Source organism: Rugamonas brunnea, from assembly GCF_014042345.1.
GTDB lineage: Bacteria > Pseudomonadota > Gammaproteobacteria > Burkholderiales > Burkholderiaceae_D > Rugamonas > Rugamonas brunnea.
The window spans coordinates 1-18,437 of record NZ_JACEZT010000034.1 but is presented as its reverse complement, the minus strand read 5'-3'; the positions used below and the strand labels follow the sequence as shown (position 1 = coordinate 18,437).

Below are 18,437 nucleotides of genomic sequence, written 5' to 3'. Positions count from 1 at the left end.
TTCCTAAGAAGCGTCCTATTTCATTACTTCTTGTGAACATTTGATATTTTAAGTATCGCGGAGACGAGCTCCGCGTGCACTTCCATCAAACGTCCACACTTATCGACTGTGAATTGTTAAAGAACTTTATTCGGTACTGCTTGCTGCGAAGCGTTTTGTTCGTCAGCAGAGAAGCGAGATTATGCGGTGTTTCGTGCAACTCGTCAACCCCTCGTTTTCGCCCCGTTCAACTCGCATTTGCACGCGCCGTTTTGCGGGGAGGCGAACTATAGCAAAGGCCTTCGAACTTTGGCAAGTCCTTCTGATCAGCTGGCACCATGCTTGCTTATTACAGCTTAAGCAGCGGTGTCCACACGAAAGGGACATCTGATTTTGCTCAAAATTTGCACAGGTGTTACATTATGGAACACCTGATGCGAGAGAGAGCCGTCAATAACGGCCTAACGGAGATATTGAGAACGCCATGCACCAACAGACTGCTCCAGATCTGCACAGTGCCCCTTCGTCCGCATTAGGGGCAACTTCCGCAAACGCGTGGGCGGACAAGATGCCGCTTATCATTGAAACCTCACATCAGCGCTCCCTGTCCTACGGCCTCAACCCAGAGGGCAAGCCAGACTTCAACCCGCTGGCGCGGGGCGACCTCAACGCGCTGATAGAACAGAACCGCCTGCTGCACGCCCACGCCCTGCCGGCCATGGAAACGCTGTACCAGCAGATCGTCAACACCCACAACATGGTGATCCTGACCGACGCCAACGGGGTGATCGTCCACTCGCTGGGCGACGACGATTTCCTGGAAAAAGCCAACCGCGTGGCATTACAACCTGGCGTGGCCTGGTCCGAGCAAAGCCGCGGCACCAACGCGATCGGCACCGCCATTGCCGAAAAAGCGCCAGCGCTGGTCCACGCCGACCAGCATTACCTGTCGGCCAACCACTTCCTGACTTGCTCCGCCGCCCCCATCACCGATCACCTCGGCAATGTGATCGGCGTGCTCGACGTGTCCGGCGACCAGCGCAGCTTCCACAAGCACACCATGGCCCTGGTGCGCATGTCGGCGCTGATGATTGAAAACCAGCTGTTCTCCGCCACATTCGAAGATGCGATCACACTGCATTTCCATGTGCGTCCCGAATTCATCGGCACGCTGATGGAAGGCATCGCCTCGTTCAGCCCCGGCGGTCGCTTCCTGTCGGCCAACCGCAACGGCTTGTTCCAGCTTGGCCTGTCCTACGCGGCGCTGCAATCGCACACGTTCAGCTCCCTGTTCGGCTTGCCGGTATCGGCGCTGTATGAGCACTACCGCACCGCCTCGCCCGGCCTGCTGAACCTGTGCATGCACAACGGCGTGCGCGTGTTTGGCCGCGCCCAGCTGCGACTGTCCAACAGCGTGTTCCAGCAAGTGCTGACGGAACCGCATGGCGCATCGGCCAGCGCCGTGCCCCAGCCGAGCCGCGCCGCCGTCGGCAACGCGCGACGCCTGTCCGGCCTGCGCTACCTGCGCACCGGCGATCCGCAGCTGGAACTGGTGATCGAAAAAGTCAGCAAAGTGCTGGGACGCGACATCCCGATCATGATCATGGGCGAGACGGGCACCGGCAAGGAGTTGCTGGCCCAGGCCATCCACAACGATTCGCCGCGCGCCATGAGCCCCTTTGTGGCCGTGAACTGCGCGTCGATTCCGGAAACGCTGATCGAGTCCGAACTGTTCGGCTACGAAGACGGCGCGTTCACCGGCGCCCGCAAGAAAGGCGCTGCCGGCAAGATCCTGCAGGCGAATGGCGGCACGCTGTTCCTCGACGAGATCGGCGACATGCCTTTCAGCCTGCAGGCGCGCCTGCTGCGCGTCCTGCAGGAACGGATGGTGACGCCGCTCGGCAGCGACAAGTCCATCCCCGTCAACGTGGAACTGATCTGCGCCACCAACCACAACCTGCGCGAACGCATGGCGCAAGGGCTGTTCCGCGAAGACCTCTACTACCGGCTCAACGGCCTGGTGGTCAAATTGCCGCCGCTGCGCGAACGCACCGACCTGGAAACGGTCGTCAAGAAGATCCTGGCGGCCGAATCGGAGCACGGCGGCTACGAAGTCTCGCCCGAAATCCTGCACCTGTTCCGGCGCCACAAATGGCCGGGCAACTTCCGCCAGCTCACCAACCTGCTGCGCACGGCCATCGTGATGGCGGGTGACGAGCAGGAGATCGGTCTGCGCCACATGCCCGACGACTTCCTCGACGATATCGAGCAGACCCAGGCCCTGGACACCCAAGCCACGACGACGCAAATGATCGCCACCGGCGCCAACCTGGAGGAAATGGAGCAGTCGGTGATCCTGCGCTCGCTGGAGGCCAACGGTGGCAACGTGTCGGCCACGGCGCGCGCGCTGGGCGTGTCGCGCAACACCATCTACCGCAAGGTGCCCAACCTGAAGTAGCGGCGCCGTCACGCCGGCGGCGGGAAGTTACGCGTCTGCCAGCTGCGGCCCTGCTTATCGATGGTCATCATGTCCACACCCGGCAACTGGGCGGCCAAGGCGGCCGCCCGCGCCCGCCCCATCACCATGAACGTGGTCGACAGGCCATCCGCCAGCATGGCGTTGGGCGCAAGCACGCTGACGCTGGCCAGTTCCGCCGGCGAATCGCCAAGCGCAGGATCGAAGATGTGATGGTGGACAAAATCGGGCGTGAATGTGGCCTCATAGTCACCGGATGTGGCCACCCCGCAGCCTTCGATGTACAAGGTGGTGGCCAGCGCATCGGCATCGCGCGGCGCGCGGATGCCGAGCGTCCAGGGCTGCTGGTGCTGCTTGCGGCCGCGCGCGACGAATTCCCCGGTATCCAGCAGCGCATGCTGGATGCCCCGCGCCTGTAGCGCGGCCAGTGCGCAGTCGGCCGCATACCCCTGGGCCAGGCCGTTGAGCGTGATGGCCATGCCGGGCCGCGCCAGCCGCACTGCCTCCTGGTCGAACTCCAGCCCTTGCCAGCCGACCAGCGCGCGCGCCTGCCGCCGGGCCGCGCCGGTGGGCAGTGTGCCGCGCGCGGCCGCCTCGCTGAACGCGCGCCACAGCGGCTGCACCGTGATATCGAACGCGCCGTCACTGAGCCTGGACAAATCCTGCGCCTGCCTCAGCACGGCCAGCAACTGCGCATCGGGCTGCGCCAGCTTGCCATCGCGATTGAGCTGATACACCTGGCTGGCCGGATTGTAGATGCTCATCAGCCTGTCCACCCGCTGCGCCGCATGCAGGGCATCATCCACGGCCTGCCGCGCCAGGCGTTCGTCGGCATGCAATACCGAGATTGAGATCGTGGTGCCGAACGCCAGCGCCGCTCCCGTATGCAGGTGCTGGTCCGAACTCAAGGCCAGGCCGCTGGCGCCCGCCAGCACGCCCATCGAAGCACACAAGAATGTACGGCGTTTCATGACTGTCCTCCGGCCATCGGCATGATGGGAATGGTGCGGCGCCGTTTCACTTCCATGATCCGGGGCGCGCATTTTTCATCGCTCTCGTAAATCACCACGCAGTCCATGCACTGGAAGCATTCCGCATAGTCGATGTCACCGGCCGGCTTGATGGCCTGGTAATCGCAACTGTGGCGGCAGGTCTGGCATGGCTTGCCGCATTCGCTGCGCCGCGCGATCCACGCCAGCAGCCGGAACCGGCCCAGCAGCGCAAGCCCGGCGCCGAACGGGCACAGGTAACGGCAAAAGAATTTGTAGACAAAGGCGCTCGCCGCCAGCAGCGCCACGGCATAGGCCACGTAAGACCAGGAACGGACAAAGCCCAGCGTGATCGATGTCTTGAACGGCTCCAGCTCCACGAGCCGGTCGGTCCACACGTCCGACAGCACGGCGCTGGTGAGGATCAGCGCCAGCAGCACATACTTGATGCGCTTCAGGCGCGCATCGGTCGCGCTGCGCAAGCGATGCTGCGGAATGCCGAACTTGCGCGCGGCCTTGCCGATGAACTCCTGCATGGCGCCGAACGGGCATAGCCAGCCGCAGAAGGTTCCCCGTCCCCACGCCAGCAGCGTGACCAGCACGAATGCCCACAACACCACCGTCATCGGATCGAACAGCATGAATTCGAGGCTGCGATGGGCCAGCAACGCCTGCACCACGCCGGTGATATTGACGATCGATAGTTGGCCCTGTGCGTAGTAGCCGATGAACGCGATGGTGAAGACCAGGTAAGCGCGCCGGAACCAGGCGAAGCGCCCACCATTGGCGGTCAGCCACTTCTGCCGGATCAGGGCGAAGGACAGCACCGCGAGCCCGGCCGCCAGCACCACCAGGTCGACGGCGCGGCCACGCCAGATCGCACGCCAGGTTTTGTCATTGCCCTCCGGCGCCACGTAGAAGCGTTCAGGCAACCGGTATTCGATATCGAAGCTGCGCGTGATCCGCTCCGGGTACACGATGCCCTTGTTACGCGTGATGGGCAGCGAAAAGTGGAACACGCCGGCCGGGTCCAGCCCCGCCTGCGAGATCACGCGAAACGCCGTCACCGAATAGCCCGGCAGCTGTTCACGCGCCACGGCCAGGTCCAGGTCCAGGTCGCGCATATCGATCGGCAGCTGGTCCTGTTTTAACAGCAGGCGCTCGGACAGGCTGCCGCGCACGAAGTCGTCGCCGGTCACGCTGTAGCGCCCTGTGGACATCACGAGGATGGCGTGATCGCCCTCCTCCAGCCGGCCTTTCAGCTTGCGCCAGCCACGCTCGGTCAGCAGGTTGCGGCCCACCGATGGCACGGAGACGCAGGCCACGTACAGGTCGATGAACAGGTCGTCGGGGTGGGCCAGTCCGTCCGGGTCCAGGCCAGCACCATCGCCGCCGATGAACAGGCGTTCCACGTCGCGGTTACGCAGGCGCAGATGCTGCACCAGTCCTTCCGACTGCATGCGCAGCAAGTCCATGGTTTCGAACAGATCGGGTTTGATGCGCGCGATCTGATCCGGGTCGCGCCCCTGCGCGAAGCCCAGCTTCTTGCGCGACACCTTGAGCGCCGCCGCCAGCACGCTCTGGTTGATGATGCGCACCGACGCCGTGGCCTTGGACACGCCATCGATATACGCGTGCGCGGCGTCGGCATGCCGCTCACGCTTGGTATTGGTTTCTATGCTGATGTTCTGCTTGAGCGACAGGCCCTTGTACTGCTTGACGAACTGGATCAGCGGGCCCTCGCCCAGGCCATCCAGGAACACCGGCTCGTGCTGCGACAGCACGGCCACATCGAGAAATCCGCCCTGCGGATCGATTGCCACCAGCAGGTTGGGCGGCACACCCGCAAAGCCCGGCACAGGCGCCAGGTCGACAGACTCGAACACATAGGCCACCAGCTCCGTGGCTGTGGCGTTCTGCTTGAAGATGGGCCACACGGGCAAGTCCGCGTCGCGCTCGCCCACCATCAGCGGCGCGGGAAAGCGGCGTTCCAGCTCCGCCTTGTCCAGCACGCCGGCACGCGCCGGCGCCGCCGCCAGCAACAGGGCCAGCAGAAGGGGCAGCAACGTCGCGCTCCACATCGAATACAAAACTCGCATGGCAGTCATGTCGTCTCCTACCGCGGCGCGGCCATCCCCGCCGCGCCGCGATAAGTGAGGCGCTATCAGAAGAAGATGATGCCGCCCACCGAGACGCCGTTCATCTTCGCCTCGCCGCCGTTGAAGCCCTTGGAGCGGGTCTGGCCCACTTCACCCACCAGCGAAATCGCGCTGGTCAGCGAGTAGTACATACCGGCCGTCAGGTTGGCGTTCGACTTCAGGCCGCCGGTGCCGACGGTGTTGTCGTCGTTCTTGCTGATACCGTAGCCCAGGCCCAGCTTGAGCTTCTCCGTTGGCTTGTAGGTCGCCTGCACGAAGTAGTTCTTGGCCTTCACATCGCCCTGATCCGCATCCGACAGCACGCCCAGGCCTTTGCCGCCCTGGAAGTTGGCCAGCAGGCCGGCCGCGCCAGCCTGGTACGACAGGCCCAGTTCCACGGCCGACATGGTGAAGTCGTTCACGCCTGGCGTGGTGGACGAGAACTTCTGCGACTTGGCGCCCAGCCAGCCCTTGAAGCCGTCGGCCGCATACGTGACCTGCGCCTGCACCTGCGGGCTGTTCTTGGCCGAGTAGGTGGCGGCGGCGACGATAGGCGTGTCGGACACGGGGCTCACCAGCGCGGCGTCAAAGCCGATGCCGGAGGTCGACTTCGGTGCGCTGTAGGCGATCTGGCCATAGTAGCCGACGTAGCTGTAGCCAGCGCCGATGTGGCCCAGCGTGACGCGGCCGCGCTGGGTGGCCTGCACTGGCGCGCCCGAGCCGATCAGCGTCATGTCGCCGAAGATGGGGTTGGCGCCGAAGATGCCGTTGTCGCGGCCCAGCTTGACCGTGCCCATTTCGGCGTTACCGAACGTGAAGTAGGCCTGACGCACGTCCACGCCGCTGTTGGCGGCGATGGCGCTGTCGGTGGCCGTGGCGTTGTAGATGCCGATCAGCGCCTTGACGTCGTAGTCGCCCTGGCGCGACGAAGCCGACGTCACCAGGCCGTTTGGCAGCAGGCCGTTGCCGATGGTGGTGCGGTTCGATTCGCCGCCGCAGCCCAGGCCCTTACCGGCCAGCGCCAGACCACCCACGGCATCGCCGGAGCACGACACCTGCGTGTAATAGGCATTGACGATGCCACCGACATTGACCGTCCAGTCGCCGGCCTTGATGTCCACCGCTTGTGCCGATTGAGTACCTGCAGCTGCCAGCGCGCCCAGCAAGAAAATCTTCTTCATCACATTCTCCATGTATTTGTTCTAGATTTGGTCAGACACATCACGTTTGATGTAAGCGTGTAATGGCAATTTGCGTGCCTGTCGCTACACAGAGGGAAAACGGTACAGATCGCGGCATTCGCTGTGCTGTATCGGATCAGCGTGTGCGCGCACTGTCCTAAATTTGATCGCCGCGTTGATCGCCACGCACGCGACGAACGGCACCGCACAAAAAAAAACTGACGGCCGAAGCCGTCAGTAAAAAGAAGCGTTCAAGCGCCAAGGGGAGACTAACCGCGCATGATATGAACGCTGCCGACGTAAATCATTTTGCTGGCAGTTTGAAGACCCACACCGAACCGCCCTGCTCCAGGAAGTTGACCTTCTTGGCTACCTCGCCGCCCCACAGCGGCACCGCGCCACCCCAGCCCGACACCACGGCCACGTACTGGGTGCCGCCGTCCTGCCACGTCACAGGAGGTGCGACCACGCCGGAACCGGTCTGGAACTTCCACAGCTCCTTGCCGTTCTTGGCGTCGACCGCCTTCAGGTAACCTTCAGGCGTACCGTAGAACACCAGGCCGCCGGCGGTGGTCATCACGCCGCCCCACAGCGGAGCGGAGTTCTTGTCTTCCCAGACGATCTTGCCGGTCTTCGGATCGATCGCGCGCATGGCGCCGATGTAGTCCTCGTTCAGCGGACGGATGGTGAAGCCAGCGCCCAGGTAAGCGCCGCCCTTCTTGTAGCTGATCGGCTCATTCCAGATGTCCATGCCCCACTCGTTGGCCGGCACATAGAACAGCTTGGTCTGCGGGTTGTACGCCATCGGCATCTGGTTCTTCGCGCCCAGGAAGGCCGGCGCCGCGAACACGGTGCTGCCCTTCTTGCCTTCAGGACCCGTGGTCGGATCGCTCGGACGGTTTTCCTTCACGAAGTTCGGACGGCCGGTCTTGAGGTCGATGCTGGTGGCCCAGGTGATCTTCTTCACGAACGGGAAGGCGTTCTGCAGCTTGCCGTTGTTGGCGTCGATCACGTAGAAGAAGCCGTTGCGGTCGGCCTTGCCGCCGTAACGCTTGCCGTCCATGTCGAAGGTGACGAACTCGTTGGCGCCGTCGAAGTCCCACGAATCGTTAGGCGTGTTCTGGTAAGCCCACTTGATCTGGCCGGTCTTCGGATCGATCGCCACGGTGGACGACGAGTACAGGTTGTCGCCGGGACGCAGGTGGCTGTTCCATGGCGCCGGATTGCCGGTGCCGAAGTAGGCCAGCTTGGTGCTCGGGTCGTAGGTGCCGCCCATCCAGGTCGAGGCGCCGCCCGTCTTCCACAGTTCGCCCGGCCAGGTCTTGTTGACCGTGCCCGACACACCGTTCTCGATGGCGTTGCCGTCCTTGTCGTACTTGTAGCCCATGTGGCCTTCGACGGTCGGACGGGTCCACAGCAGTTCGCCTGTCATCGGGTTGCGTGCTTCGACGCGGCCCACGATACCGAACTCGCCGCCCGACACGCCGGTCAGCAGCACGCCGTCAGCGATCAGCGGCGCTGCCGTCATCGAGTAGCCGGCTGCGTAGTCGTCGATCTTTTCCTTCCAGACGACTTTACCCGTGTCCTGGTCCAGTGCCACCAGCTGCGCATCCAGCGTGCCGAAGATGACCAGGTTGCCGTACAGGGCGGCGCCGCGGTTGACCACGTCGCAGCAAGGCATGATGGCGTCAGGCAGGCGGTGCTCATACTTCCACAGCTTGGCGCCGGTTTTCAGGTCGATCGCGAAGATACGCGAGTACGACGCGGTGATGAACATCTTGCCCTTGTAGATCACGGGCTGCGATTCCTGGCCACGCTGCTTCTCACCACCGAACGAGAACGACCATGCTGGCACCAGCTTGTCGACGTTCTTGGTGTTGATTTGCGTGAGCGAGGAAAAACGCTGGCCTTCCGAGCCCATGCCGAACGACAGCACGCTGTCGGTGGCCTTGCTGGCATCGTTGAGCATGGCCGTGGTGACGTTTGCGGCGCCATGCGCCATCGTCAGGACGCTCAAGCCGACCAGCGTTGCGATAATTTTTTTCTGCACAATCTTCTCCTCTGTTCCCGTTTTTGGAATTTAGCTACTCTGTTTTACTGCCTGCTACTCTGCGCTGTTAAGCACCGCCAGCTCCTCGTCCGTAAAGAGGCGCGAGCGGGTCAGGAAGCGCCTTCCGGTACCGTTATCGAGCGAGAACATACCGCCGTTCCCGTCCACGACATCGATGATCAGCTGCGTGTGCTGCCAATACTCGAACTGCTCCAGTCCCATGTAAAACGGCGTACCATCCAGGTTGCCCAGGTAGACGTCCGTGTCGCTGAGATTGAAGTCCCCGGCGCCGTAGCACATCGGCGCACTGCCGTCGCAACAGCCGCCGGACTGGAAAAACATCAGCGGGCCATGCTGGCGGCGCAAGGCCGCCAGGAATTCCAGTGCCGCCGGGGTGGCGGTCACGCGGGCGATGGCATTGTTCATGGGCTTCCTTTCGCAGTCCCGGCACCACGCGGCGCCGGGACTTCATCAAGCGCTTAGAAGAAACCGAGCGCGTTCGGGTTGTAGCTGACCAGCAGGTTCTTGGTCTGCTGGTAGTGGTCCAGCATCATCTTGTGGTTTTCGCGGCCGATACCGGACTGCTTGTAGCCACCGAAGGCGGCGTGGGCAGGGTACAGGTGGTAGCAGTTGGTCCACACGCGGCCAGCCTGGATGGCGCGGCCGACGCGGAAGGCGCGCGAACCGTCGCGGGTCCACAGGCCGGCGCCCAGGCCGTACAGCGTGTCGTTGGCGATGGCCAGCGCTTCGGCTTCATCCTTGAAGGTGGTCACCGACACCACCGGGCCAAAGATCTCTTCCTGGAAGATGCGCATCTTGTTGTTGCCCTTGAACACGGTAGGACGCACGTAGAAGCCGCCTTCCAGGTCGCCCGTCTGGGCATTGCGCGAACCGCCAGCCAGCAGCTCGGCGCCTTCCTGCTTGCCGATGTCCATGTACGACAGGATCTTTTCCATCTGCTCTTGCGAAGCCTGGGCGCCGATCATGGTCGAGGCATCCAGCGGGTTGCCCTGCTTGATGGCGGCCACGCGGGCCAGCGCGCGCTCGATGAACTTCTCGTAGATCGATTCCTGGATCAGCACGCGCGATGGGCAGGTGCACACTTCGCCCTGGTTCAGCGCGAACATGGCGAAACCTTCCAGGCACTTGTCGAAGAAGGCGTCGTCCGCTTCCATCACGTCTTCGAAGAAGATGTTGGGCGACTTGCCGCCCAGTTCCAGGGTGACGGGGATCAGGTTCTGCGCGGCGTATTGCATGATCAGGCGGCCGGTGCCGGTTTCGCCGGTGAAGGCGATCTTGGCGATGCGCTTGCTCGATGCCAGCGGCTTGCCGCACTCCAGGCCGAAGCCGTTGACCACGTTGACCACGCCAGGTGGCAGCAGGTCGCCGATCACTTCCATCAGCACCATGATCGAGGCAGGGGTTTGCTCGGCGGGTTTCAGCACCACGCAGTTACCGGCGGCCAGCGCTGGGGCCAGCTTCCACACGGCCATCAGGATCGGGAAGTTCCAGGGGATGATCTGGCCCACGACGCCCAGCGGCTCGTGGAAGTGGTAAGCGTAGGTTTCGGAATCGATCTGGGCGACCGAGCCTTCCTGCGAACGGATGCAACCGGCGAAGTAGCGGAAGTGGTCGATCGCCAGCGGGATATCGGCGGCCATGGTTTCGCGGATCGGCTTGCCGTTGTCGATGGTCTCGGCGGTGGCGATCAGCTTCAGGTTCGCTTCCATGCGGTCAGCGATGCGGTTCAGGATGTTGGCGCGTTCCGCTGGCGAGGTCTTGCCCCATGCGGCCTTGGCGGCGTGGGCGGCGTCCAGTGCCAGCTCCACGTCCGCTTCGTTGGAACGGGCGATTTCGCAGAACGGCTGGCCGGTGATCGGGGTGATGTTGGCGAAGTATTCGCCGTTGACCGGCGCAACGAATTTGCCGCCGATGTAGTTGTCGTAGCGTGCTTTGAATGGGTTAGCGACGCCAAGTTTGCTGATATCCGCGAGATTCATGTCATCCTCTTTCTGCTGTGGTTATGGGACCGTTCCGTAACGGCGTTGGTAAGGCACATGCTCCTATTCGCAAACACCGTGCCAGCACCGCCAACCGGCCCCGCTTCAGGGCTGCGCCACAGTGAGCACGGGTATCTGCGGGGGCTGTGCGGCGCGGGCCGGGTTGGCGCCGGGCTGTCACACCTGTTCAGGATTGGAACAGGTGTGACACAGCCTCTGCGCGTTCGCAGATCACTAGCGGATCACTAGCGGATCACCACGCCCCATGGCAGCTGGCCGACGGCGATGTCGGCGCGCTTGGCGGCGCTGGCCGTATCGATGGCCGACACGCTGTTGGAACGGCCATTGGCCACATACAGCGTGGCGCCATCGGCCGTCAGCGCCATGTTCCACGGCCGCTTGCCCACGGCGATGGTGTGGCTCACGGTGTTGGTGGCCGTATCGATCACCATCACGCTGCCGTCGATGCCATTGGAGACGTAGACGTGCGCACCATCCGGACTGACGGCGATGCCGTTCGAGTTCTTCCCGGCCGCGACCTGGGCCACGGCCTTGCGCTGGGCCATGTCGATCACATAGACCGTGTTCACCAGTTCGCAGGCCACGTAGGCCAGCTTGCCATCGGGCGAGAAGCCCATGCCGCGCGGGCGTCGCCCCACCGCCACCGTGCCCACCTGGCGCCGTGCGGCCACATCGATCACGTCGACCTGCTCGGCCTCCTCCGCGCTCACCAGCAGCCAGCGGCCGTCCGGGCTGAACACGGCGTGCTCGGGGTTCTTGCCTTGCACCTTGATATCGGCGAGCACCTGGCCATCGGCCGCGCCGATCAGCGTCACGCTGTTGCTCTCCTCGACCGCCACGGCCACCAGGGCGCCGTCGGCGGAGGCGTTCACCCCTTCCGGCGATTTGCCCAGCGCGATGGTACGCACGGTGGCGCCGCTGGCCGTGTCGATCACCAGCAAGGCGTTGCTGACGGCGTCCGTCACGTACAGGTGGCGGCCGGCCGGATCGGCAGCGATGCCACGCGGGCGCTTGCCGGCCGCGATCTCGCGCACCACGGTGCCGGTGGCCACGTCGATCACGCTGACACTGGAGGATTTTTCGTTCGGCACGTAGGCGAACGGCGCCGCATGCACCTGTGCGCACAGCAGCGACAGGGCGAATAAAGTGGAGGTTTTCACGGTACGGCCTTTCATCGGAGGTTGATCGGGGATGGTCGAATATCGAACAGCTTTGCGCCAACGCGCGCGTGCGCGAATATTTATGCAATCGCCGTGCCACGACCGTTGACGCAGCGCCGCAGCATGGCAGGCAAATTGCTTACATGATGGGCAGACTTGCTGGCGCAAGGCGCCTGGAGCAAGCGTGAACCGTTAAACAACATGGAGACTTTGCAATGAAACACCCAGCCTTCCGACTCAACGCCGTCGCCGCGCTTTTCGCGGCCGGCAGCGCACTGGCGCCGCAGGCCTACGCCGCCGCCCCCGACGCGGCGCCCGATGCCGGCACAGGCGCGGTAACCGACGTTGTGGTCATCAGCGGCAGCCGCGCCGGGCATACCAGTTTTGAGCTGCCGGCCGCGCTCGATGTGGTCGACACCTCGCGCGTGCGCGACAGCCAGGCCCGCGTCAACGCCTCCGAGGCATTGGTGGCCGTGCCCGGCCTGGTGGTACAAAACCGCCAGAATTACGCGCAGGACCTGCAAATCTCCTCGCGCGGCTTTGGCGCCCGTTCCGCCTTCGGCGTGCGCGGCGTGCACCTGGTGACGGATGGCATCCCGGCCAGCATGCCGGACGGCCAGGGCCAGGCCGCCACCTTCAACCTCGACATGGCCGACCACATCGAAGTGCTGCGCGGTCCCTTCTCTGCCCTGTACGGCAACCACTCGGGCGGCGTGATCCAGCTGGTCACCCGCGACGGCGAAGGCGCGCCTTCGGTCGAAATGAACCTGACCGGCGGCAGCTATGGCACGCGCAAGGTGGACCTGAACGCGCAAGGCAAGTCCGGTGGCATCGGCTACGTGGTCGACACCTCGCGCTTCGATACGGACGGCTACCGTGCCCACAGCGCGGCCCGGCGCGACCAGGCCTACGCCAAGCTGACGCTGGCCCCCATGGCCGGCGCCAAACTGAGCATCGTCGCCAACGGCCTGCGCCAGGACGACACCCAGGACCCGCTGGGCGTGACCTGGGCCACCTTCCAGCGCGACCCGCGCGCCGGCGAGATCGACACCACCGATCCGCTATCGCCCAAACGCACCCTGGCCGACCGCTACAACACCCGCAAGAGCATCCACCACGAACAAGCGGGCGCCGTATGGGAACAGGCGTTCGGCGACGACCGCCTGCGCGCCACCGTCTACGGCGGCAACCGCGACGTGGTCCAGTACCAGGCGTTCTCCAAAGCGTTCCAGGCGCCGGCCAGCCATTCCGGCGGCGTGGTGGACTTCGAGCGCAATTTCCATGGCACGGACCTCAACTGGCTGCACGTGAACCAGCTGGCCGGCGGCAAACTGAGCACCACGGTCGGCATCGAATACGGCCATTCGAGCGACGCGCGCAAGGGCTTCGAGAACTTCATCGGCACCCAGTTCGGCGTGGAGGGCAAGCTGCGGCGCGACGAGGACGATATCGTGTCGAATGTCGATCCCTACCTGCAGGCGGAATGGCAGTCCGGCCCCTGGCTGGCGACGGCGGGCCTGCGCCACAGCCGCGTGAAGATCGAAGTGGACGACCACTTCCTCGGCAACGGCAACGACAGCGGCAACCTGACTTACAGCCACACCACGCCGGTATTGGGCCTGCTGTACCAGGTCTCGCCCAAGCTTAATGTGTACGGCAGCGCCGCACGCGGCTTCGAGACGCCCACGCTCAATGAACTGTTCTATTCAGGCTCGGGCGCCGGCTTCAACTTCAATCTGAAGGCGGCCAACAGCACCCATCTGGAAGCGGGCATCAAGGCCCAGCCGATGCAGGACACCCGCGTCAACGCCGCCCTGTTCCAGGTCCGCACCAGCGACGAACTGGTGGTCGACAGCTCCGTGGGCGGCCGCACCAGCTACCGCAACGGCGGCAGCACGCTGCGCCAGGGCGCCGAACTGTCGCTCGATTCGAGCTGGCGCTACGGCCTGAGCACGCGCCTGGCGCTGACCACGCTGCGCGCCGTGTATGACCAGGCCTTCGGCACCGTGCAGCAGGGTAGCCGCCTGCCGGGCGTGCCGAACGCGAACATGTACGCGGAACTGGCATGGGCCGACGGCAGCGGCCACCTCGGCGCCGCACTGGAAGGCGTGGCCAGTGGACGCATCTACGCGGAAGACGCCAACGCAGAGAAGCCCGCCCCCGGCTACGGCATCCTGAATGCGCGCGTGACGGCCAAGCAGGAGTGGAAAGGCTGGACCTTCAAGCAGTTCCTGCGCGTGAACAACCTGCTCGACAAGGTCTACGTGGGCTCGGTGATCGTGGGCGACACCAACAAGCGCTATTACGAAGCCGCACCGGGTCGCAACTGGCTGATGGGCGCCAGTGCCCGGTACGGGTTCTGATCAGAAGTGATAGCGTAACCCGGCCACCACCGAACGTGGTGCGCCGGGTGCGACGAAGCGCACCGGCGCCGCTTGCACGGCGCCATCCAGGGGCTGTAGCAGACGCCCATTCGGGAACATGTCCTGCGCCACGGCGCCGAAGGTTTCATAACGCCGGTTCGTCACGTTATTGATGCGGGCGTACAGCTCCCAGCGCTGGGTGGGATGATAGTCCAGGTGCAGGCCAAGCAAGGCGTAGCCGCGAATCCGCAGATCGGCCGTTTGCGGCGGCTGATCCGCCTGCGTATCGGCGATCAGGCCATCCTCATTACCCTGCGTGAGCAGATCCGACTTGGCGACCACTTCGGCGCCCAGCGTCAGCGCTGGCGTGGCGCGCCAGTCCGCGCCCAGCTTGAGCGTATGGCGCGGCAGTCCGGCGATGCGGGTGCCGGCCGCCACGTGCACGTTGCGCGCGCCCGTGAACAAGGTGCCATCGGCGTCGTACACGGCCTGCAGATAGCTGTAGCTGATGCGCGCCGTCAGGTCGCCCCACTGGCCGCTCGCGCTCAGGTCCGCCCCTTGGTGGAGCGTGCGCTTGAAGTTGGAGAAGTAGCCCTGCTGGGTGGTGCCGGCGCTGCGGAACAGGATATCGTCCTGGTTGATCGTGCGGTAGATCGACAGCGTGGCACTGGCGTGATGGCCGCCCTGCCAGCGCGCGCCCGCCTCGATGGTGCGCGAGACCACCTGTTTCAGATAGGGGTCCGATTGCAGGCCGACCGGCAAGCGGCACGGCAGCGCGGGATCGGCGCACCCCAGTTCGATCACGGTCGGCACGCGCGTGCTCTGCGACCAATTGGCCAGCAATGACAGGCCGCCGCCCGCGTCATGCGCGACGCCGAGGGCCGGATTGAGTTTTTGGTAGTTGAACGCCTCCGGCGCTTGCGCGTCGCCGGCGTTGACCAGCGTGTTGGCCACGCGCGCGCGGTTGTAGCGCGCGGATGCCGTCACGTGGGTCTGGTTGGTCACGCTCCACGTGTCCGAACCGTACAGGCCCACCGTGCGCGTGCTGCCGGAGACGGACGACGTGGCCTCGCGCTCGGCGGTGGGATCGGCCAGCACGCCGCGGTCCGGTGTGAAGAACGCGTCCTGCGCGAACTGGGCGAAACTGACGCTGCTGCGATCGAAGGTCAGTCCGGCCAGCAGCTTGTGGGCTGCCACATCGCGGCTCAGGTTGACGCTTGCGCCCTGGCTGTTCTGGCGTGTGCTGGTGGTATTGAACGAAGCCGGATGCAGCGCCGCTGCCGTGTTGCGGTCGTAGCCGCAGGTGGCGGGATCGGCGGCGCTGCCATCGGCCAGGAAACCGGCGCTGCAGTCGGCCACGTAATCGCCGTAGGCCTCGCCGATGTCGCCGTTGACGGTGTCGCGGCGGCTGTTGCGCACATAGGCATTGGCGGACAGTTCGCCCGCCGTGCCCAGATCGTGGACCAGGCTGAACACGGCCTGGTGCAGGCGGTTGCGTGTTTCGTCGGCGTAGGTGTAGATGGCGCGGCGGTTGGTTTCGTACAAACCCTGGCCGCTATCGTCGCTGCGATAGCTGGGCAGCAGGCCATTGCCTACCAGGCTGCTGCTGCCGCCCAATAACGCAAGGCTCCATTCGTTGGCGCCACTGGTGCCGCCCAGTTTGAGATAAAGATTACCGAGCCGGCCGTTTGAATGTTCGCGCCAGCCACGGTCGTTGAACAGCGTGGCAGCCAGGAAGGCATGCCACGGCTGGTCGCCGCTGTAGCCATAGGCGAGGTCGGTGCGGCGTTGTCCGTTGCTGGCGTCGGATACGCTGACGTCCAGCCCGGGATGGGTTTTGCCCGATTTGCTGTTGAGCGCGAGTGCGCCGCCCAGCGAATTCAGGCCGTATAAAGGATTGGAGCCGGGCGCCAGCAGCACGCTGCCAATGGCCGCTTCCGGCACCATGTCCCAATTGACGACGTCACCGAACGGTTCATTCACCCGCACGCCGTCCAGGTAGACGGAAATGCCTTGTGAGCTGCCCAATACGGGCGAAGCGCGAAAACCGCGGAACGTCACATCGTTCTGGAACGGGCTGCCCGAGATTTCATTCACCCCCACGCCGGTCAGCGTGCGGGCCATGAATTCGCTTAGGTTCTCCCCGGCCGATTGCCGCAACTCGCGGGACGACGCGGTCTGCACGGCATAGGGCAACAGGTTGCGGTCTATGCCAAGGCCGGGCAAGGGCGCGACGCCGACCACATCGATCGACGCCAGCGCCATCGCCGGTCCCGCCACCAGTTCCGGCACCGCCGATTGCGCCGACGGCGCGCCCGATTCGGCGCTGGCGGCAGCCGTCACCAGTGCCAGCGCAACGGCCGTTGCCAGCCGTGTGCGCTGCGGCGCCGGCTTCACGGCTGCACCAGATGCACGCCGTATTTGGCAAAGATGGCTTGCAACTCGCCGCTGCTGCGCAAGTCGTTCATGGCCGACTGCAGCAGCTTGGCCACTTCCACATCATCCTTGCGCACCGCCATGCCGACTGCCCAGCCGGCACGCGGCAGACGCTGGAACTTGGCTTCATCGATCGGGAACGCGGGATCGCCCTTGAGCGATGCCTCGATCTCCGAACGATTGGCCAGCACGGCGTCGATCTTGCCCGCCTTGAGTTGTTCCAGCGCCTGTTCCGCTGTGTCGAAAATGCGCACGTTGTCACGGAATCGACCATTGCCTTCACCGAGCATCACCATGCCTGCGATCGACACTTTCTCAACGCCGATGGTTTTGCCATTCAGCGAATCGAGGCCCGCGAAGGTGGGGATGCTCTTGGCGTTACGGACCAGGCGCACGGACTCCACGTGATAGGGCGCGAAGATGCGGACCTTGTCATTCTCGTTCATCAGCTTGGGCTCCACCGGCACGTGCAACATCACGTCGGCAGGGCCGTAGCCCATGTAGTGGCCCTTCCAGACCATATTGCGCAAGTCGTCGTTCAACTCCTCGCCGGCCGGGAATGGCAGCAGGCTGAGTTTGAGGCCCAGCTTCTGCGCCAGCGCTTGGGCCAGGTCGACATCGATACCGGCGCTATGGTCGGAGAAAGGGGCGAAGTCGTTGTACACCGCCACCTTGAGCGCGCCCGACTGCTGGATCTTGCTCCAGTCGGCACGCGCAGGGGAAACGGCGCACATCAGCACACCAGCCAGGGCAATCGTCGCGCTTGTGGCACGCAGGGAGAACTTGAACATGTGAGCACCTCGGAATCAAAACGACCTGTCGGAAAAGCTGGGTGAACGCGACTTATTTGACTTCGCGGCGGTCTTCCAGATAGGTCTTGATGGCCCACATGGCTTCCTGGTTGAACACGCCCTCGAACGGTGGCATGTAGACGGCGCCATTGCGCACCTTGCCGTGGCGGATCGAGGTCAGGAAGTAGTTGTCCGTCTCCTTGTAGCAGGCTTGTTTCTTCTTGTCGTTCTTGATGTCGAAGCAGTCGCGGTCAAGCTTGCGCAAGTCAGGGGCGATGCCGCCCGTGATGGCTTCCAGGCCGTGGCAGCGGGCGCAGTTCTGGTTGTAGGCGGAGCTGCCGATTTTCAGGGCCAGCTTGTTGCCGCGGTACGGGTTCTGGTCCAGCCACTTGTCGCCCACGGACGGCAGGCCCGTGGTATCGACGGCCTGCGGCGTCACGTTGCCGTGGGCGTAAGCGATCATGGAGGTGAGAGCGGCCGTTGCGAAAGCGGCGCCAGCGAAGATAGTGCGAATTGGATGTTGCATGATGGTCTCCTACCGTTTTGAAATGACTAATATCAAGGTAGTGAGCAATTGCCGTGCCATGCGCTTGACGGGCTGTTTCCGGGGCTGTTTCCCGGGCATGGCAGGTGTGGTTGTCCCATATTGGGACAGGTGTTCCATGTGACACCCAGGCCGGGAATACTGGAGGGACAGAAGACGAAAAAAAACCCCGCCAACTTTAAGTCAGCGGGGTTTTTTCATAATAACTAGCTTGACGATAACCTACTTTCACACTGGTTGCAGCACTATCATCGGCGCAGAGTTGTTTCACGGTCCTGTTCGGGATGGGAAGGGGTGGGACCAACTTGC

General features: G+C 64.0%; 12 protein-coding genes and 1 rRNA gene. 2 read left to right on the top strand and 11 right to left on the bottom strand.

Annotation, left to right across the window (positions count from 1 at the left end):
• The first annotated feature begins 547 nt into the window (after positions 1-547).
• Positions 548-2,437 carry a sigma-54-dependent Fis family transcriptional regulator gene (locus tag H3H37_RS25140; RefSeq protein ID WP_182167696.1) on the top strand — a complete coding sequence of 630 codons (1,890 nt, stop codon included), beginning with the start codon at positions 548-550 and terminating at the stop codon, positions 2,435-2,437.
• An 8-nt stretch (positions 2,438-2,445) separates the two neighbouring features.
• Here the strand turns inward: H3H37_RS25140 and H3H37_RS25135 are convergent, their stop codons facing one another.
• From H3H37_RS25135 to H3H37_RS25105, 7 genes are all read right to left on the bottom strand, one after another.
• Positions 2,446-3,426, bottom strand: coding sequence for an FAD:protein FMN transferase (locus H3H37_RS25135; RefSeq protein WP_182167694.1), 981 nt, complete (start codon positions 3,424-3,426; stop codon positions 2,446-2,448).
• Positions 3,423-5,552, bottom strand: coding sequence for a 4Fe-4S binding protein (locus H3H37_RS25130; RefSeq protein ID WP_229219033.1), 2,130 nt, complete (start codon positions 5,550-5,552; stop codon positions 3,423-3,425). Before H3H37_RS25130 ends, H3H37_RS25135 begins: the two co-directional genes overlap by 4 nt.
• Positions 5,553-5,608: 56 nt before the next feature.
• A complete protein-coding gene (locus H3H37_RS25125; RefSeq protein ID WP_182167692.1) occupies positions 5,609-6,763 on the bottom strand; it encodes a porin family protein in 1,155 nt (384 codons plus the stop codon).
• Positions 6,764-7,067: 304 nt separating this feature from the next.
• A complete protein-coding gene (locus H3H37_RS25120) occupies positions 7,068-8,765 on the bottom strand; it encodes a methanol/ethanol family PQQ-dependent dehydrogenase (protein WP_182167698.1) in 1,698 nt (565 codons plus the stop codon).
• Positions 8,766-8,867: 102 nt separating this feature from the next.
• Positions 8,868-9,239: a DUF779 domain-containing protein gene (locus H3H37_RS25115; protein WP_182167690.1), complete on the bottom strand. Its 372-nt coding sequence runs from the start codon at positions 9,237-9,239 to the stop codon at positions 8,868-8,870.
• A gap of 53 nt (positions 9,240-9,292) precedes the next feature.
• Positions 9,293-10,813 (bottom strand): aldehyde dehydrogenase, encoded by a 1,521-nt coding sequence (gene adh, locus H3H37_RS25110; RefSeq protein ID WP_182167688.1) that lies wholly within the window; start codon positions 10,811-10,813, stop codon positions 9,293-9,295.
• A gap of 245 nt (positions 10,814-11,058) precedes the next feature.
• Positions 11,059-11,994, bottom strand: coding sequence for a beta-propeller fold lactonase family protein (locus H3H37_RS25105; protein ID WP_311197594.1), 936 nt, complete (start codon positions 11,992-11,994; stop codon positions 11,059-11,061).
• 215 nt (positions 11,995-12,209) lie between these two features.
• Between H3H37_RS25105 and H3H37_RS25100 the strand changes: the two genes are divergently transcribed.
• Positions 12,210-14,357 (top strand): TonB-dependent receptor family protein, encoded by a 2,148-nt coding sequence (locus tag H3H37_RS25100; RefSeq protein ID WP_182167685.1) that lies wholly within the window; start codon positions 12,210-12,212, stop codon positions 14,355-14,357.
• On the opposite strand, the gene H3H37_RS25095 is transcribed toward H3H37_RS25100, so the two are convergent.
• From H3H37_RS25095 to rrf, 4 genes are all read right to left on the bottom strand, one after another.
• Complete coding sequence (locus H3H37_RS25095; protein WP_182167683.1) at positions 14,358-16,754, bottom strand: TonB-dependent receptor; 2,397 nt, start codon at positions 16,752-16,754, stop codon at positions 14,358-14,360. It abuts the gene before it with no gap.
• Positions 16,751-17,584 carry a substrate-binding periplasmic protein gene (locus H3H37_RS25090; RefSeq protein ID WP_182167681.1) on the bottom strand — a complete coding sequence of 278 codons (834 nt, stop codon included), beginning with the start codon at positions 17,582-17,584 and terminating at the stop codon, positions 16,751-16,753. The genes H3H37_RS25095 and H3H37_RS25090 overlap by 4 nt, the downstream gene beginning before the upstream one ends.
• A 52-nt stretch (positions 17,585-17,636) precedes the next feature.
• Positions 17,637-18,110 (bottom strand): cytochrome c-550 PedF, encoded by a 474-nt coding sequence (pedF, locus tag H3H37_RS25085; protein ID WP_182167679.1) that lies wholly within the window; start codon positions 18,108-18,110, stop codon positions 17,637-17,639.
• Positions 18,111-18,337: 227 nt separating this feature from the next.
• A 5S ribosomal RNA gene (rrf, locus tag H3H37_RS25080) occupies positions 18,338-18,437 on the bottom strand; the annotation flags it as partial.

What these genes read in the sequence shown, in the direction of transcription:
- H3H37_RS25115 (WP_182167690.1), bottom strand. Translation starts at nt 9,239, where the DNA reads ATGAACAATGCCATCGCCCGCGTGACCGCCACCCCGGCGGCACTGGAA.
- H3H37_RS25130 (WP_229219033.1), bottom strand. Translation starts at nt 5,552, where the DNA reads ATGACTGCCATGCGAGTTTTGTATTCGATGTGGAGCGCGACGTTGCTG.
- H3H37_RS25125 (WP_182167692.1), bottom strand. Translation starts at nt 6,763, where the DNA reads ATGAAGAAGATTTTCTTGCTGGGCGCGCTGGCAGCTGCAGGTACTCAA.
- H3H37_RS25090 (WP_182167681.1), bottom strand. Translation starts at nt 17,584, where the DNA reads ATGTTCAAGTTCTCCCTGCGTGCCACAAGCGCGACGATTGCCCTGGCT.
- H3H37_RS25140 (WP_182167696.1), top strand. Translation starts at nt 548, where the DNA reads ATGCCGCTTATCATTGAAACCTCACATCAGCGCTCCCTGTCCTACGGC.
- adh (WP_182167688.1), bottom strand. Translation starts at nt 10,813, where the DNA reads ATGAATCTCGCGGATATCAGCAAACTTGGCGTCGCTAACCCATTCAAA.
- pedF (WP_182167679.1), bottom strand. Translation starts at nt 18,110, where the DNA reads ATGCAACATCCAATTCGCACTATCTTCGCTGGCGCCGCTTTCGCAACG.
- H3H37_RS25100 (WP_182167685.1), top strand. Translation starts at nt 12,210, where the DNA reads ATGAAACACCCAGCCTTCCGACTCAACGCCGTCGCCGCGCTTTTCGCG.
- H3H37_RS25120 (WP_182167698.1), bottom strand. Translation starts at nt 8,765, where the DNA reads ATGGCGCATGGCGCCGCAAACGTCACCACGGCCATGCTCAACGATGCC.
- H3H37_RS25135 (WP_182167694.1), bottom strand. Translation starts at nt 3,426, where the DNA reads ATGAAACGCCGTACATTCTTGTGTGCTTCGATGGGCGTGCTGGCGGGC.